General features: G+C 67.5%; 15 protein-coding genes. 10 read left to right on the forward strand and 5 right to left on the reverse strand.

Annotated features, from left to right (window positions below):
• Positions 1-620 precede the first annotated feature (620 nt).
• Entirely contained in the window at positions 621-1226 is a 606-nt protein-coding gene (locus ABZ348_RS23270) for a maleylpyruvate isomerase family mycothiol-dependent enzyme (RefSeq protein WP_358936232.1), read from the reverse strand.
• A gap of 289 nt (positions 1227-1515) precedes the next feature.
• Between ABZ348_RS23270 and ABZ348_RS23275 the strand changes: the two genes are divergently transcribed.
• The 4 genes from ABZ348_RS23275 to ABZ348_RS23290 all read left to right on the forward strand — a co-directional run bounded on the left by ABZ348_RS23275 (position 1516) and on the right by ABZ348_RS23290 (position 6548).
• On the forward strand, positions 1516-2556 hold the full coding sequence (locus ABZ348_RS23275; RefSeq protein WP_358935985.1) for an NAD(P)-dependent alcohol dehydrogenase: 1041 nt from the start codon (positions 1516-1518) through the stop codon (positions 2554-2556).
• 1110 nt (positions 2557-3666) lie between these two features.
• Entirely contained in the window at positions 3667-4674 is a 1008-nt protein-coding gene (locus ABZ348_RS23280) for an ABC transporter substrate-binding protein (RefSeq protein ID WP_358935986.1), read from the forward strand.
• Between the two features lie 111 nt (positions 4675-4785).
• Positions 4786-5649 carry a hypothetical protein gene (locus tag ABZ348_RS23285; protein WP_358935988.1) on the forward strand — a complete coding sequence of 288 codons (864 nt, stop codon included), beginning with the start codon at positions 4786-4788 and terminating at the stop codon, positions 5647-5649.
• A gap of 143 nt (positions 5650-5792) precedes the next feature.
• Entirely contained in the window at positions 5793-6548 is a 756-nt protein-coding gene (locus ABZ348_RS23290) for a DUF2071 domain-containing protein (RefSeq protein ID WP_358935990.1), read from the forward strand.
• 103 nt (positions 6549-6651) lie between these two features.
• On the opposite strand, the gene ABZ348_RS23295 is transcribed toward ABZ348_RS23290, so the two are convergent.
• Positions 6652-7884 carry an alkene reductase gene (locus tag ABZ348_RS23295; RefSeq protein WP_358935992.1) on the reverse strand — a complete coding sequence of 411 codons (1233 nt, stop codon included), beginning with the start codon at positions 7882-7884 and terminating at the stop codon, positions 6652-6654.
• Positions 7885-7943: 59 nt separating this feature from the next.
• Between ABZ348_RS23295 and ABZ348_RS23300 the strand changes: the two genes are divergently transcribed.
• Positions 7944-8321 (forward strand): MerR family transcriptional regulator, encoded by a 378-nt coding sequence (locus ABZ348_RS23300; protein ID WP_358935994.1) that lies wholly within the window; start codon positions 7944-7946, stop codon positions 8319-8321.
• Between the two features lie 300 nt (positions 8322-8621).
• Positions 8622-10136, forward strand: a complete 1515-nt coding sequence (locus ABZ348_RS23305; protein WP_358935996.1) for an FG-GAP-like repeat-containing protein — start codon at positions 8622-8624, stop codon at positions 10134-10136.
• Between the two features lie 189 nt (positions 10137-10325).
• On the opposite strand, the gene ABZ348_RS23310 is transcribed toward ABZ348_RS23305, so the two are convergent.
• Entirely contained in the window at positions 10326-10949 is a 624-nt protein-coding gene (locus tag ABZ348_RS23310) for a hypothetical protein (protein ID WP_358935998.1), read from the reverse strand.
• 320 nt (positions 10950-11269) lie between these two features.
• On the opposite strand from ABZ348_RS23310, the gene ABZ348_RS23315 reads away from it, so the two are divergent.
• Positions 11270-11767 (forward strand): DUF2975 domain-containing protein, encoded by a 498-nt coding sequence (locus ABZ348_RS23315; RefSeq protein WP_358936000.1) that lies wholly within the window; start codon positions 11270-11272, stop codon positions 11765-11767.
• A complete protein-coding gene (locus ABZ348_RS23320) occupies positions 11767-11994 on the forward strand; it encodes a helix-turn-helix transcriptional regulator (protein WP_358936002.1) in 228 nt (75 codons plus the stop codon). The genes ABZ348_RS23315 and ABZ348_RS23320 overlap by 1 nt, the downstream gene beginning before the upstream one ends.
• A gap of 171 nt (positions 11995-12165) precedes the next feature.
• Here the strand turns inward: ABZ348_RS23320 and cynR are convergent, their stop codons facing one another.
• A complete protein-coding gene (gene cynR / locus ABZ348_RS23325) occupies positions 12166-13086 on the reverse strand; it encodes a transcriptional regulator CynR (protein WP_358936004.1) in 921 nt (306 codons plus the stop codon).
• Positions 13087-13224: 138 nt separating this feature from the next.
• On the opposite strand from cynR, the gene ABZ348_RS23330 reads away from it, so the two are divergent.
• Complete coding sequence (locus ABZ348_RS23330) at positions 13225-13833, forward strand: carbonic anhydrase (protein ID WP_358936006.1); 609 nt, start codon at positions 13225-13227, stop codon at positions 13831-13833.
• Between the two features lie 92 nt (positions 13834-13925).
• Positions 13926-14396 (forward strand): cyanase, encoded by a 471-nt coding sequence (gene cynS, locus ABZ348_RS23335; RefSeq protein WP_358936008.1) that lies wholly within the window; start codon positions 13926-13928, stop codon positions 14394-14396.
• Positions 14397-14588: 192 nt separating this feature from the next.
• On the opposite strand, the gene ABZ348_RS23340 is transcribed toward cynS, so the two are convergent.
• Positions 14589-15914, reverse strand: a complete 1326-nt coding sequence (locus tag ABZ348_RS23340) for an MFS transporter (RefSeq protein ID WP_358936010.1) — start codon at positions 15912-15914, stop codon at positions 14589-14591.
• Positions 15915-15920: the final 6 nt, after the last annotated feature.

The following is a 15920-nucleotide window of genomic DNA, read 5'->3' on the forward strand; positions in this document are numbered from 1 at the left end:
CACCCCCCGGGCCATACCTTCAACAGGGGGGAGCAGTCATGCCGGGCCCGGAGGCCGGGAGCCCCATTGCGGGACCACCAAAAAGGTAATGGGGGTGAGGGCGCGGCCGGCGTTGGCGGCGAGATCGTGGAGGTCTTGAGGGTGTCTTCTCCGCGTTGGTGTTCTTCTTCGGTACAGCGTGCTTGCTTCCAGAGGTCGAGGGCTCTGTTTTGGTCGGCGTTGCAGGCTCGCACGTAGGCGAGGACGAGTTCGCATGCGACCACACTCCCCCTCGGGCCCCCGCACCTCCCATAGGCCAGATCCGGTACGAGGGGGCGAGGATTCGCGCCCCGCCCCGTGCGTTCTGGTGAGTGTGCCCAACGACTTCAGACCGGCACAGCCGACCGGCTCTCCGTGGCAGCGGGCGGTCAGGAACTGAGGCCGTGGGGCAAGCGGTGTCGATGGGTTCAGTGCTCCGCGAGCGAAGCCGCCCAAGCATCGCCGGTGCCGTTGAGCACGGGCACACTCCGCCCGACCGGCCTCGGTGAGCCGGGCGAGCGGCTCCGTTTGTCCCGGGCGTGTGGCACACACGTTCGGTGCCAGTGCGATTGAACCGCCACAGCCGCTTCGGCGGAGGTTCGTCAGACAGGAGTGACCAAGAGGGAGGCTCCAGGTCCGGTGAGCTCGTCCGGTTCGATCCGTCGCCCGGAGACGGACAGAAGGAGTGAAAGCGCGGTTCCGCTCACGTCCGGACCATCTCCGATCGACACATCGACGTCCACAGCCGTGAGGCGAACGCGCGTCACGAGTTCCTTGGCTCCGCCGAAGGAAGCCGGGGTGCGAGTCTGCAGGTGGAGCGATCTGACCACGGCCTCCTGCGCATAGGCATGAGCGATGCCCAGGGGTCGGCGAATGTCCTCGCCGTGGACGACCTCTTCGACGAGTCGGCTGTCGAGCGGCGCAGGCGGGGACGACTTCCGGGAGGCAACCTGGCGAAGTCGTTCCAAGGTCTCCCGTGGTGAAGCACCGCGCTCGCGTTGCACACCGCGTGCGTTCTGCCGGTCGAAGTCGAACCGCGCCCGGGCAAGGCCCGTGACGAAGCCGAGGCGCGTCGTTCGAGCGGAGTCGACGAGATGCGCGACCACGTCATGCACGGTCCACCCGTCACACAGGGACGGCTCCTCCCACTGCTCGTCGTCGAGGTTGCTGAGGTCATCGATCAGCGCCGCACGCTCCGCATGCACCATCGACCAGACGTCGTTCTTCACGGCTCCTCCTTCTCGCAGGCCCCATGGCCCGCGAGCTGAGACTCGTACCAGGGGAGAAACTCATCGCTGGTCGCCGGTCCGGATGGTTCGGCAACCCATTGGACGGCACGCTACGCCTCGGGCAGTGGCATTGTGAGGGTGCCGGCTCCGATGGCCGGTGGGCGGGAGCCGGCGTACCGTCGTTCGGTACGGGCCACCGGCACGGGGCACGGACGTCTTGCACCCGGTCATCGGCCTGAGATCTGCCCCCGAGCAGGGGAGAACCGTCGTGAAGGCAGTCCAGTACCGTGCCATCGGCTCGGATCCGGAGGTCGTCGACATTCCGGCCCCCGAGCCGGGCCCCGGTCAGATTCTGTTGAAGGTCACCGCAGCCGGTGTGTGCCACTCCGATATCGCGGTGATGGCATTGCCCGCGGAGCAGATCGTCTTCCCGCTACCGCTCACCCTCGGGCACGAGGGCGCGGGTGTGGTCACCGGGCTCGGCAGCGGGGTGTCCGGTGTGGCGATCGGGGATGCCGTCGTGGTGTACGGACCATGGGGGTGCGGTGTCTGTCCGGTCTGTGCTTCCGGCCGGGAGAACTACTGTCCCCATGCACGCACCCTCGGCATCCACCCTCCGGGTCTCGGCACACCGGGCGCGATGGCGGAGTACATGGTGGTCGACGACGTACGTCATCTGGTGCCGATCGGCGGATTGGATCCGGTGGCCACGGTGCCGCTCACCGATGCCGGCCTGACGCCCTACCATGCGATCCGTCGTGCACTGCCGAAACTTGTGCCGGGGTCCACGGCCGTCGTCATCGGCACGGGCGGACTCGGTCACCTCGCCATCCAACTGCTGAGAGTCCTCACCCCGGCCCGGGTCGTCGCCCTCGACGTGTCCGAGGACAAACGGCAACTGGCCCTCAGCGTCGGTGCGCACGAGGCTCTCCCTTCGGATGCGAACGCCGCCCCACGGGTGCGTGAACTCACCGACGGTCATGGCGCCCAGGCCGTCTTCGACTTCGTCGGAATCGACCTCACCGGTCGCATGGCCGCCGACATGGCCGGCATGGATTCCGACATCCAACTCGTCGGTCTCGGGGGCGGCACCCTCCCGGTGGGATTTGCTCGGGTTCCGTACGGCACGTCCGTCACGGCACCCTACTGGGGCGGTCGTACCGAACTGGCCGACGTCGTCGCCCTCGCCCAGGCCGATGTGCTCTCCGTACACACCGAAACATTCAGCATCGACGAGGCGCCACTTGCTTACAGACGACTGCACGCCGGCGACATCACGGGCCGCGCAGTCATCCTCCCCCACGGCTGAACCCGACGCTTGGCGCATCCCCACGCACGAGGCCGATGGTCCCCACGGCCTGCGAGTCGGATACGGGGATCGAAGCGCGGCACAGGTGCCCCTCAAGGCGAGCGTGCTGAACTTCGCCGTACGTCAAAGCCGTGCGAGAGCCATCCGCTGCCATGGAAAAACGCAGTTCATTAGGGTCGATCAGCTTCGGTGGTTGGATTTCAGCGTGCCTCCCCCTGGGTCGCGCATTGCCGGCGGTGCACCAGGGTTTCGCGCCAGACGGCGGCCATCTCGCCGTGCAGGAGCCGGAGTCGGCAGAGGGATCCTTCGGCCGCAGAGCGGCTCGAGTCGGCCGGTGTGAGCACGGCCAACAGCACCAACCCGGAACGTCTGACCAGATGGTCTCGGCCAGGTACAGGGACACGCCGGATGTCATGCGCGGCCCGGACGAACCGCGGTCCCCGTCGCCGATCCGGCGAAGACGAGCAATTGCGAATCGAGTTCACTATTAAGTAAGGTGTGCCTAAGTTTGTTGGCCGGATCCGTATCTGTCCAACCCCGCGAGCAGTGGCTGGAGAACGGAATCCGCTGCGACCACGAGCGCATCGTGCGTGCCGCGAACAGGAAGGTGCACGACCATGATCTACGGCGAGTTGTGCGTCGGCACCGTACGCGACGTCACGCTGGGCCTGCGGCAGATCACCTTCGACGGCAACTCACCGCTCGACCTGCTTCCGGCTGCTCCCGAGCGGCACGGGAGGCCGCTCCTCCCTCGCGGCGGACGCGGCGGCTCCTTGGGAGTTGCCCGCGCGGGACGGTGGTTCCACCGGCCGGCTCGGGTCGGCACGCGGCACTCCGGAGGTCGACCGCCGACTCCGAATCTCGCCGTCCACTCCTCCCAAGATGTGCCCGACGCCGACGCAAGGCCGTCGCGAGAGTCGCCGTACGCCGCAGCCCCGTCAACGCCCACCTACCGTCCGCCGCACCCCGGCAACACAACGACCCTGGCTGTCGTGCCACCCGGACCGCGCCAGCGCACATAGCCCCGGTCCGAATCGCCGGTCACCGAGACATTCCACATCACCACCGGTACCACCGGGAACCACCATTCGCACGAAACGAGGCACTTCCATGTCCCCACTCCCCCGCATGCTGCGCGCTGCCATGGCCTTCGCCGTGGCAGGGCTCGTCCTCACTGGCTGTTCCGACAGCGACAACGCCAGCCCCCGGGAGACGGGTGCCTCGAACTCCCCGGGCCAGCAGGGTGCATTCCCGTTGACCCTGACCCATGGCCAGGGCAAGGCCACCATCCCTCGCAAGCCCCAGCGCGTCGTGGTGCTGGGGTTCGCCGACGCCCAAATAGCCGCAGCCCTGGGAGCCCCGGTGGTCGGTGCATCCCGCAACACCTCCTCGTCCGACGGAAACTGGCTGGGTGTCTCACCCGCCTTCTCACAGAAGGTGCTGACGCTCGACGCACTGAACCCGAACCTGGAGAAGATCCTTGCGCTGAAGCCGGATCTCATCCTGATGACCACCGCACAACCCTCGTACGGCAACGCCTACGCGAAGCTGTCGGCCGTCGCGCCCGTGATCTCCTACAAGACGAAGCTGCTCCAGGACTCGGGCGACGAGTTGACCAGGCTCATCGGGCAGGCGCTCGGTGAGGAAGCGAAGGCTGAGCAACTCATCGAGAAGTCGCACAAGACGCTCGCCGACTTCGCCGCCGCACATCCGGGGCTGAAGGGCAAGACGTACGCGTTCGGGCAGGAGTCCGCCGGTACGGTGCACACGGTCATTGCGACGGACGGGCCCACCGCCCGCTTCTTCGGAACGCTCGGCATGCGGCTGCCGGGACCGCTGACGAAGCTGCGGATCGAGTCCGCCGGAACCACACAGCTCTCCCAAGAGAACCTGGACCTGCTGGACAGTGCGAACGTCGCCTTCTTCGGTGTCGCAGGTCAGAAGGCGCGGGAGGACTTCGTCAAGCGGCCCGTGGTGTCCTCCCTCAAGCTGACGACCGGCGGCAATCTCCACTTCCTCGACTTCAATGAGTCCGGCATGCTGCTGGGCCCCAACCCGGCAGTCACGGATGCCCTCCTGGCGAAGCTGGGACCCGCACTGAAGAAGGCTGCGGGATAGGTCGTGTCTCCAACGTCCCGCCGGCCTGTCGTGCCCCAGGACACCCGGACCCCGCGTTGCTCCACAACGCGGGGTCCGGCGCTGTCAGTGCCATGGGATTGACTACCGACCATGAGCCACGTCGAACTCGTCGCCAGAGTACGGAAGATGGTTGAGCAGCCATCATCCGCCCTCGATGCACCGATCGTCTACGAACTCCCGGACGGGACGAGCCTGGCGGAGCTCATTACCGCAGTTCGTCTCTGGGCCGGGCAGCCCCGAAACCTCGCCATGGGGGGATTCACCGACCCATCGCTCGTCGAGAGCACCGGGGCACCGCTCGTCGAGCAGTTCGGTGGGGAACTGGAAGAGATGCGGGGGTGGGCGTACAAGTCACACTGGATCGGATGCGGGCGGATAGCCCGCTCAGGGGAGGCGCGCACGATCGTCGTGGTCGCCGATCGCCGTGACCCTGCGGTCGTCGGCTTCCCCGAAGGCGCTTCTTGGGCCGAGAAGCTGCGCATCCTCGTCGGCTGGGAATCGACGGACCGAACCGTCGTCGACTGGCCGGCTACCGAGGCCGCCCTCGGGACACCGCTGCCGAGCGACTACAAGGAGATCGTCGAGGTGTTCGGCCCGGGCTGCTTCGACGACTACCTCGACCTCCTCGTCCCCGGCACCCGCAGCAGCAACATCCTCCTATGGTTCCAGAACGATGCAGTGCACGCCGCTGAACTGTGGGAGCCGTACTCGGTCTACCCGACTCCCGGTGGGTTGCTGCGCTGGGGAGCATCGGAGCAGGAGATCACCTTCGTCTGGCAGACGGGCGCGCCCGATCCGGACGACTGGCGGGTGTTGGTGGAGTTCCACTTCGATGAATGGGAGCGGTACGACTGCGGCATGGGCGAGTTCCTTGTGCGAATGCTCACCGATGTCCAGTTCGGCTTTCCCACCCGCCGCATATCCACCCACTACTTCACACCAAATGGTCATTGATCCTTCTGTTCCTGAGCACCCAAGGGACCACGACCAAGACGGGCGACCGTCCTTCCTCCGTCGTACGAGCAAGGGTCGCGCTGCTCCCCGGGCGGCGCCGTTGCTCTGCGATGCCGGGCTCGCTGCTCTGCGATGCTGAGCCCATGCCGAGCACAGAGCGCCGCCCAGATCCCGTCAGCCCGGACGCCCCCGCGGTCATAACGAAGCCACTGCTCACCCAGTCGTGGCTGGACCTCGCCTTCGTCCATTGGGCGGTGGATCCGGCGCTCGTTGCCGGGCTGATGCCGACCGGCACCGTGCCCGACACGCTCCACGGGACCACGTACGTCGGATTGGTGGCCTTTCGCATGGATCGAGTGGGCTGGTTCCGACTGCCCGGCATCCCCTACTTCGGCGCCTTCCCGGAAACGAACGTGCGCCTGTACTCGGTCGACGCACACGGCCGGCGCGGAGTGGTGTTCCGCTCGATGGACGCGTCCAGGCTGGTCCCCGTGGTCATGGGGCGGATCGGCTTCCGACTGCCCTATCTCTGGTCACGCATGTCGGTCCGCTCCGAAGGTGACACCCTCGCCTACACCAGTCGTCGGCGTTGGCCCGGACCTCGCGGTACGAGCAGCAGCATGACGATACGCAAGGGCGAACGCATCGAGGAGCCAACGGAACTGGAGCAGTTCCTGACCGCTCGATGGGGGATGCACAACCCCTTTCCCGGCGGCGTCGCCTTTCTACCGAACGACCATCCGCGCTGGCCGCTGTACCGAGCGGAGCTCATCGAATGCCGGGATGAACTGGTCGCGGCGGCGGGACTGCCCGCACCGCGCGAAGAGCCCGTCAGCGTGCTCTACTCCCCGGGCGTTCCCGTCCGCCTCGGCCGCCCAGCCCGTCCCCTCGACATCTGAGTGACACTGCACCACAAGCGAGGTGGTGGGGAGTGCCGGATCCGGTGAACGGGTCTTGCTCTGCTGGTGCCACGTCGAACGACGGTCGAGGGGCCTCACGCGGTCAGCCGGCCTGCTGCCCGGTGTGCCCACTGGTGTACGGCCGTCGGAAGGCCTCCAATGCCTGCCCGTGCTGTGCAGCGGCCTTCAAAGTCGGATAGTCGATGTACCCGGTTGCCCCACCCGTGTACATGAAGTACTCGTCGCGCGGCGGATTCAGTGGCGCCCCGGATCGCAGTCGCTCGACCAGGTCGGGATTGGCGAGGAAGGCGCGGCCCAGCGCAATGATGTCCGCGCCTGCCGCCAGAAGGCGTTCGCCCGATGCGCGACCGCCGTCCGCCGGGAGCGGCCCACCCCAGCCGAGCTTCGGGTTGGCGATCAACCTGCCAGGCCAGGCTGCCCGTATCTGCGAGAACAGGGGCTGGTCCGGATCGGCGAACACGATGTGCAGATAAGCGAGGCCGGTCCCGGCGTCACCCGGGCGGCCCCCGGTCCGGGCGGGGCCACCCAACTCCCAACCGATTCCGGCCAGCGCGTGGACCAGGGCCGGGTAGAGCGTCTCGGTGTCGTCCTCCCGCACACCGTTGAAGATGCCTCCGGGAGAGATCCGCACCCCTACTCGCTCCGGCCCGATGGCCTGGGCGACCGCCCTGACCACCTCGACGGCGAAGCGTACGCGATTCTCAACAGGGCCGCCGTACAGGTCCGTGCGCCGGTTGCTGTTGGACGCCATGAACTGGTGCAACAAGTGCCCGTTGGCCGCGTGGACCTCGACCCCTTCGAACCCCGCGGCCAGGGCGTTGCGTGCGGCGGCGGCAAAGTCAGCGACGGTCGTCCTGATGTCGTGCGCGGTCATTTCGCGCGGCGCTACCGACGGCCGTCGGCCGCTCGGGGTGTGAATGGTATCGGGCAGTGGGATCGGGGACGGAGCGATGGGGATCAGTCCGCTGGTGTGAGGATGTCCCACTCGCCCACCGTGTTGGAGTTGGAGGAACATCCGGCCACCGGCGTCCCGGACCGCCTCGGTGACGCGCTGCCACCCGGCGACTTGGGCGGCGTTGTGGATCGCGGGGATGTTCGGGTAGGTCTGGCCGACGGGGTTCGGGGCGGCAGCCTCGGCAATGATCAGTCCGGCGGTGGCGCGCTGCGCGTAGTACGTGGACATGAGGGTGCCGGGAACCCCGTCGGCACCGGCCCGGTTGCGCGTCAACGGCGCCATCACCAGACGGTTCGGGAGGTCCAGCCGGCCGAGTCGGACCGGTTCGAAGAGCCCGGAAGGCACGGGTGCATGAGTCATGCCGGTACGGTAGAAAGTGACACCGGTGTCAGGTTCAAGCCCGGTGCGATGGGGGCGGGATGCGGATCGGTGAGTTGGCGCGCCGAAGCGGTGTGAGCGAGCGCTCTCTGCGCTACTACGAACAACAGGGGCTGCTCCGCGCGGAGCGGACGCCGGGTGGCCACCGGGAGTACGACGATGGTGCTGTCGACCGCGTCGTGCGCATCCAGGCGCTGTACGCCGCGGGCCTGAACAGCAAGAAGATCGCGCAACTGTTGCCGTGCATGCGGGATGTCGACGGCGGTCCCAACGAACACGCGACAAACCGTCTGGTCAGCGAACTGGTCGCGGAACGGGACCGTATCGACCGTCTGATCGCCGAGTTGGCGTTGTCCCGGGGCGTCCTGAACGAGGTCATCGACGCCGCTGGAAACCCACGCGACACCCCGGGCCAGTAGGGATCCCACGGCATCACTGGCTTGGCCCATGCTGGCAGGCGTGCTGAACACCACGTACGAGCCTTGTCGATCGCTCCTGCACACGCATGCGGAGAGCGCGGACCCCGGCTGAGCCCCGGGTCGCTCCCGAGCAGGTCGATGGCTTCGTGCACCGAACTCCTGCTTCTCTTAACGCCGTTCGGCTCGCGTCGGAGCACAACCCTTTCTATGGTCCACGAGTCCCACCGATTGCGCCGGCGGATCCCGTCGGACGCGCCGGCCGCTCCACGCTTGCCGGACCGCACGTCCGAGAGGTTGATCATGACCCCCCATCGACTCAGCCGTGGCCCGGTGCTCGCCGCCGCGGTCATGGCCGTCGCGGCCCTGACCGCGCCGCTGGTGATCGCCGCTCCCACCGAAGCCCGATCTGCGGCACCGGAGAGGGTGACCGCGAAGAAGGTCGGCGCGAACGACTTCAACGGCGACGGCATCCGTGACCTCGCCGTCGCAGCACCCGGCGGAACCGCGGGCAAGCGGGCCAAGGCCGGTCTTGTGGCGGTGCTGTACGGATCGAAGACCAAGCCGCTGACGGCACACCGGCAGGTGGTCCACCAGGACTCGCCCGGCATCCCCGGTACCGCTGCGTCTGGTGACCAGTTCGGTGCGGCGTTGGCGAGCGGAGACCTCGACCGGGACGGTCATGCCGACCTCCTGGTGGGAGCCTTCAAGGACAGCCTGGGCGCGGGACAGAAGGAGGCCGGTTCGCTCTCCGTGATCTGGGGTGGACCAAAGGGCCTGTCCGGCGGTGCCACCCTGCTGAACGGGTCCGAGTCCCATGCCCTGCTCGGCAAGTCGCTGGCGGTGGCCGACTTCGACGGGGACGGTGACCCGGACGTGGCCACCACCAGTGGCCAGAGCGAACTGCGCCTGCTCTCGGGGCCGTTCACGAGGAACGGCTCCCCCACGGCGAGCACGAACATCGTGAACGACGGCGAGCGGATCACTGATCTGGCCGCCGGGGACCTCAACCGCGACGGCCGCACGGACCTCGTTGCCGCACGCTACAACCCCGATCTGTACGAGCACCCGGAGACGGCCGTGTGGACGGGCACGACCAGGGGGCTCGCCCCCGTCGCCCGGGTCCTCAGGAAGGATGTGAACGACCGAACCACACCGGGCGGCGACAACGTCGACGTCGGAGACGTGAACCGGGATGGCTACGCGGACATCGTCGTTGGACGGGACGACTTCCGAGAGACCGACATGGGCGCGGGCAAGGGAGGCAGGATCGTCTTCTTCCCCGGCTCGAAGAACGGCCCGGTCGTGTCGAAGGTCGTGGTCCTCAACCAGGGGAGCAAGGGGGTGCCCGGTACGGCCGAGTACGGTGACTACTTCGGCTCCGGGGTGTCCGTGTCCGATGTCGACGGTGACGGCTACGCGGACATCGCAACGGGCCTTCCGGGCAAGAAGGTGGGTACCGTTCGGGAAGCAGGAGCCGTCGTGGTCCTGCGCGGTGGCGCAACGGGCCCCCGCTCCACGGGGGCGAAGCTCTTCACCCAGAGCACTACGGGGGTGCCGGGGACCTCGGAGACGAAGGACACCTTCGGCTTCGCCACCGCGTTGGTCGACCTGAACGGAGACGCCCGCCCCGAGCTGGTCGTCGGCGGGACGGGTGAGGACCAGGGCGCAGGATCGGTCTGGGTGCTGAAGGGGACGAAGTCCGGTCCCACCGCACGCGGGGCGACGTCGTTCGGCCACGGTTCCCTCGGGACGTCCGCGGCTCCACTCAGTGCGCTCGGCTTCTCGTTCAGCAATGCGAACAACTACCGGTACTGATCGACGCGCAGGCGGGTCCGGACCGAGTCGTCGCCCGGACCCGCGGTGTTGGTGACGCATGGCATCTCTCACGAGCCGCTGACACGGTGTCATCCATGCACTGCGTCAAAGCAAGGCCCATGCCCCACATCGCCTTGAGATCGTAGACGCCGACCCGCAGAGCTTCCTGCGATCCACAGCCATGTGGTGTCAGGAACGGAACCCTATGACTCCGAACCCGGACCGTGCTTGCGCGCGCCGCATCCATGCGAAGCACATCATCACCGCGTCAACGACCTCGGGCTCCAGCGGCGGGGCCTGCCCCGATGCGTCGACCGCACGCTTGGTGGCATCGAACTGCCCCAGTGCCTCTGCGATGCGATCAGGAGTCCATTCACCACAGCCCGGTGTGTACGCACGGGGAACGGGTGTCGGGAGACCGCTGCCGTAGCTGAATTCTTCCACGGAAACGGCGGTGACCCCGAGGGCCGCCAGGCCCTGGTCAACCGTCGAGAGCCAATCGCCGCGGTGCGGTGTGAACGATGAGTTGTCCAGGAAGGAGCCGGTGAGTTCACACAGCCGCCGATAGGCGTAGCCGTACTGGAACGCATGGTTCTTGTCGTCGCTGAACGGGCCGCCGTGGACGACCGCCCTCAGTGCCTCGTACGCCGTCGGAGCGCCCTGCTCGATCTCGCTGCTGAAGTAGTCGTCGTCGCGGGCCAGATCGTCCCCGAAACTCCTGCGGACGGTCTCAAGCAACTGCTCGTCGCACGATCCGACCAGTGCGCGCGTCGCAGCCACATCGAGGAGGTAGACACTCAAAGAGGAACTCATGGAACGACCCTAGGCTCCGCCACTGACAAGTCAGAATCGTCAACCTCGCGCGGCACGGTCTTTTCACCTTGGGAACAACATCCCCCGGCTCGATCCGCCAACCCGGCATGACAGGCCAGTCCGGCGCGTGGGAAGGCTCGGGCCCCCCAGCTGGTTGGAGGCCCTCGTCTACGAAGAAGGGCATTGCGGGGGCTCCCGCAGCGTGACGCACGGCAGGTCGTGCCACCCCGTAGCTGGCCCGGAGCGATGGCTCCGCCCCCCCTTGCCATGCATATCGTTAATCGATAGATTTCTATCGTTGCTCAATTGAAGGAGAGACGATGGGGAAGCTGACCGTGCTTGCGCTGCGCGTCGTGCTCGTGACGCTGCTCGCCGGCTCAGTGTTCGTGGAAACGGTGATGGTGCCGCTGTTGGCCGTTGATCTGGAGGAACTCGATGCCGATCTCGCCCATCTGCGCATCCCGTGCCTGGTGATCGCCGTCCTCGGTGTGACGACCGTCCAAGTCGTCATCGTCTGCGTGTGGCGACTGGTGACGATGGTGCGCCATGGCACCGTCTTCTCCCCCGCCGCTTTCCGCTACGTACACGGGGTGATCGGCGCGTTCGTGATGGCCTCCCTCCTGCTGTGTGCGCTCGCGGTCCTCTTGGCACCGGGCGAGGCCGTCCCCCCTGGCATGGTTCTCCTGGTGTGCGGAGCCGCCTTGGCGCTCCAAGGGATCGCACTGATCGTGCTCGTCCTACGGATGCTGCTCGCCCAAGCCGTCGCACGTGACGTCGAGGCAGCCCAGTTGCAGGCCGAACTGTCCGAGGTGATCTGATGCCGATCGCCGTTGACATCGATGTGATGTTGGCCAAACGGAAGATGTCCGTGGGCGAACTCGCGGAGCGCGTCGGCATCACGCCCGCCAATCTGGCAGTGCTCAAGAACGGCCGCGCCAAGGCCGTGCGCTTCACCACGCTCGCCGCGCTCTGCGAGGTGCTCGAATGCCAGCCCGGAGACCTGCTGCGTTGGGAAGCCGAGGAATCCGGCGAGTTGGAGGAGTGACGGCCGGAGGCGGTACGGACCGATGCAGATGCGCCGGGACCGCGCGGCTGGTTCAGCCAGGGCACGAGATATGCACCGAACATCGTTCACCCGGAACCCCAGGTCAAGGACGCCGACCGCTCGTGGCCGTACCTACGCCGATGGTTGCGTTCTCGTGCCCCTCGCTCCTGTTCAGTCGCCGATCTGGGTGCGTATCTGTGGGTAGTGTTTCGCGGTCCATCGGCGGGTCAGAGTGGTGAAGGCGCGTGCGGCGGCGCTGATGTACGCGCTCTCGCGGTGCAGAAGGCTGACCGTGCGCTCCGGAAGGGGCGGAGTCAGAGCGATCGGATGAAGGGCGGGGTGATCGCGCGTGATCGCGTCGGGCAGGACGGTCGCCAGGTCGGTTCGCCGCACGATCTCGGTGAGTGCACTGATGGAGTTCGCCTCCACCGAGATCACCGGGTGGACGCCCGCTGCACCGAAATGGCCGTCGATGTGTCCACGGGTGGCGAAGTCGCCACTCAGGAGGGCGAGCGGTCGGCCGGCCAGCGCCACGACGGGCAAGGGCTCGGTGCGGCCCGTGTCGAGGTAGTCGGGTCCGACCACCAGACTGAGCCTCTCGGTGAACAGCACCGTGCTCTCGATGCCCGGGGGATGGTCGGTGCCGAAGGCGATACCGAGGTCGATGTCATCGGCCAGCAGTCCGCTTTCGATGCGGTCCTGGGCCATCTCTCGCACCTCGATGGTGAGCGACGGGTGTTGGGTGTGGAACGCGGCGACGAGCGGACCGATGAGGTACGCCGTGAAGGTGGGGGTCATCGCCAGGCGTAGCCGACCGCGGGTGAGGTCCTGGACGTCGAGCACGGCCCGGCTGCCGGCAGCGAGGTCACGCAGGGCGCTGCGCGCGTACCGGAGGTAGGTCTCTCCGGCATCGGTCAGTCGCACGGTCCGCCCGGTGCGGTCGAGGAGTTGGGCACCCAGCGCCTTCTCCAACTGCTTGATCTGCTGGGACAGGGTGGGCTGCGAGACATGCAGCTCCTCGGCGGCGCGAGTGAAGCTGCCCTGTTCGGCGACGGCCAGGAGATAGCGAAGGTGACGCAGTTCAGGACCCATGCGAGCCCCTCCGGAGATTTCCCATAGATGACATCTATAGAAGATATCCATTGTACATATTGGACACTATAGGTGCAGGCCACGCATGGTTGAACACGTCGAAGCCCGTCGACACACCGACCGAAGGAAGAAAGGGCCATGCGCCATCTCGCCGAAGGAATCCGCCGCTTTCACCACGATGTCTTTCCCACCCACGCAGAACTGTTCCGACACCTTGCCACCACCCATCGGCCCAGCACGCTGTTCATCGGATGCTCCGATGCCCGGGTCGTACCGGAGCTGATCACGCAGCAGGATCCGGGGGAACTGTTCGTCATCCGCACCGCCGGCAACCTGGTGCCCGCGTACGCCTCCGGTGCGGACGGTGTCGCGGCAAGCATCGAGTACGCCGTCGCCGTGCTGGCGGTCAGCGACATCATCGTCTGCGGTCACTCCGCCTGCGGTGCCATGACCGCCCTTGCCGAGCGCCACGACCTCACCGCACTGCCCTCCGTGGCCGGCTGGCTGCGGCACGCCGACGCATCCCGGGCCCGCGTGGGCACCACGGACGCACAGGGCGATGTCACCGCGCTGATACATGAAAACGTCCTCGCCCAGCTGGCGAACCTCGCCACGCACCCATCGGTGGCGAGTGCGCTGGCTCGGGGGACCATCCGCCTGCACGGCTGGAGCTTCGACATCGCCACCGGCACCGTCGACGAACTCTCCCCCGGCGTGCGACTCCCCACCGCCCTCGCAGCCGTCTGACGATCCCGCCTGCCTGGCCCCCGGCCAGCTGGCCGTTCACCCCGTTCCGTCCCGGGCATCCCGGAACGGACCACCCTCCGAAGGAGCCTTCCATGATCCACGCACAGTTCGACCCCACCGCTCGTCAGCAGCTCACGATCTCCGCCGTCGAGGCGAAGACCCGCAAGGACCTCTCCTGGCAGCAGATCGCTGACACCACTGGTCTGTCGGTCGCCTTCGTTACGGCCGCGTTGCTCGGCCAGCACCCCCTGCCCAAGGACGCCGCGCTCTCCGTCGGCGAAGCGTTGGATCTGGACGACGATGCGGTACTCCTGCTCCAGACCATCCCGATGCGTGGTTCCATCGACGGTGGCATACCGACGGACCCCACGATCTACCGCTTCTACGAGATGCTCCAGGTCTACGGGACCACCCTCAAAGCCCTGGTCCACGAGCAGTTCGGCGACGGGATCATCAGTGCCATCAACTTCAAGCTCGATGTCCGCAAGGTGGCCGACCCGGACGGCGGCGAGCGCGCAGTGATCACGATGGACGGCAAGTACCTTCCCACCAAGCCGTTCTGACCGCTCCGGAACCCTGGGAATCGGCGCCGGGCCGGGCAAGCTCTGACTCGCCCGGCTCCGCCGCCCAACCGGCGATTCGGCCGGCGGCTCGGTTCAGGACGTACGTGGTGGTCTTCGCGTTCCAGCCGATGGGGGCGCACGGTGTGGAGCTCCCGTGAGGTGACGGTACGGCCGTCCGTCCGCTTGTCCTTCCTACGGAGTACTCGGTGCCACCCGCTTGTCTCCTTCGGTGGAGGCGGCACGGCGCAACGTGCGGATCGCAGGAATCGCGAACAGCACCACGCAGCCCACCAGGCAGGTACCCGCCGACACCAGGAGCAGCCGGTCCGCGGAGGCCAGTGTGAGGGCCGGGCCCGCCAGTATCTGGCCGAGTGCGATGCCGGACACCGAGCCGGCCAACTCGTACGCGGAGACCCGGTTGAGCACCGCGGGCGGAGTGTGGGTCTGCACGCTGGTCGCCCACATCACCGACCAGAACGCCAAGGCTCCACCACCGAGGACATGGCACGCCAGCAACACCGGCAATCCGGCGCCCAGTGCCACGCAGAGCGGCAACACGGTGTACAGGGCCATCGCCACCGCACCCGCGGCCAGTGGGCGGACCGGGCGCAGCCGCAGCGCCAGCAGACCGCCGAGCACCGCTCCGAGGCCGAGGAAGGAGACCGTCAGACCGTAGGCGTGCGGGCCGAGACGTGTGCCGACCAGCGCGGAACTGAGCGGTACCAACGGGCCGAAGACGAGTACGCCGTAGCCCATCCAGATCAGGATCACCGCCCACATCCAGGTGCGTGCGCGGAACTCCTGCCAGCCCTGGCGCAGGTCATGACGGAGTGAACCAGCGGTGCGGGCGGGGGTGTCGGGCGTGCTGTCCGTGGACCCGACGGCCGGAGCGAGGCGAATGAGCGCCAGGCACAGGGCGCTGAGGAGGAAGGTGCCGGCGTCCAGCGCGTACAGGGTCCCGGCATTGGTCAGTGCCATCAGCAGCCCGGCGAAGGCGGGGCCGAGCAGATGGGCGAGCGCGTCGGCCACCTTGAGCGTGGCGTTGGCGCGCTGCGGCTCGCGTGCGACCAGCGGGACCATTCCGTTCGCCCCCGGCAGGAACATCGCAACGGCCGCACCGGCCAGTGCCGCCATGGTCACCAGCAGCCAGAACGGCGGTGGTCCGGCGAAGAAGGCAGCCGCCAGCACCCCCTGGGTGATCACTCGGACGACATCCGCGATGACCATCATCCGGCGTGCGCCGAACCGGTCGGCGAGCACCCCGCCGAACAGGACCAGGAGGACGAACGTCCCCGTCCAGGTGCCGAGGACGAAGCCGACTCCGGAGATTCCGTACAGCGCGCCGACTGCGAGCGCGGCGGCCACGGGCATCATCGCGTCGCCGAACAGCGAGACCGTGCGGGCGGCGAAGAAGAGCGTGAAGCGCCGGTCCCACAGAGGAGGACGGGCCGGCGGCCGGGAGGCCGGCGGATCGGATGGGGTGGTTCGGGTGTGCGGCTGTGTCTGCGAGGTGGTCACCTCCCC

It is taken from the genome of Streptomyces sp. NPDC005963, assembly GCF_040638655.1.
GTDB lineage: Bacteria > Actinomycetota > Actinomycetes > Streptomycetales > Streptomycetaceae > Streptomyces.

Excerpts from the sequence above, each read along its gene's own strand:
- ABZ348_RS23270 (WP_358936232.1), bottom strand. The coding sequence starts at position 1,226 with ATGGTGCATGCGGAGCGTGCGGCGCTGATCGATGACCTCAGCAACCTC.
- ABZ348_RS23280 (WP_358935986.1), top strand. The coding sequence starts at position 3,667 with ATGTCCCCACTCCCCCGCATGCTGCGCGCTGCCATGGCCTTCGCCGTG.
- ABZ348_RS23285 (WP_358935988.1), top strand. The coding sequence starts at position 4,786 with ATGAGCCACGTCGAACTCGTCGCCAGAGTACGGAAGATGGTTGAGCAG.
- ABZ348_RS23290 (WP_358935990.1), top strand. The coding sequence starts at position 5,793 with ATGCCGAGCACAGAGCGCCGCCCAGATCCCGTCAGCCCGGACGCCCCC.
- ABZ348_RS23295 (WP_358935992.1), bottom strand. The coding sequence starts at position 7,884 with ATGACTCATGCACCCGTGCCTTCCGGGCTCTTCGAACCGGTCCGACTC.
- ABZ348_RS23300 (WP_358935994.1), top strand. The coding sequence starts at position 7,944 with ATGCGGATCGGTGAGTTGGCGCGCCGAAGCGGTGTGAGCGAGCGCTCT.
- ABZ348_RS23305 (WP_358935996.1), top strand. The coding sequence starts at position 8,622 with ATGACCCCCCATCGACTCAGCCGTGGCCCGGTGCTCGCCGCCGCGGTC.
- ABZ348_RS23310 (WP_358935998.1), bottom strand. The coding sequence starts at position 10,949 with ATGAGTTCCTCTTTGAGTGTCTACCTCCTCGATGTGGCTGCGACGCGC.
- ABZ348_RS23315 (WP_358936000.1), top strand. The coding sequence starts at position 11,270 with ATGGGGAAGCTGACCGTGCTTGCGCTGCGCGTCGTGCTCGTGACGCTG.
- ABZ348_RS23320 (WP_358936002.1), top strand. The coding sequence starts at position 11,767 with ATGCCGATCGCCGTTGACATCGATGTGATGTTGGCCAAACGGAAGATG.
- cynR (WP_358936004.1), bottom strand. The coding sequence starts at position 13,086 with ATGGGTCCTGAACTGCGTCACCTTCGCTATCTCCTGGCCGTCGCCGAA.
- ABZ348_RS23330 (WP_358936006.1), top strand. The coding sequence starts at position 13,225 with ATGCGCCATCTCGCCGAAGGAATCCGCCGCTTTCACCACGATGTCTTT.
- cynS (WP_358936008.1), top strand. The coding sequence starts at position 13,926 with ATGATCCACGCACAGTTCGACCCCACCGCTCGTCAGCAGCTCACGATC.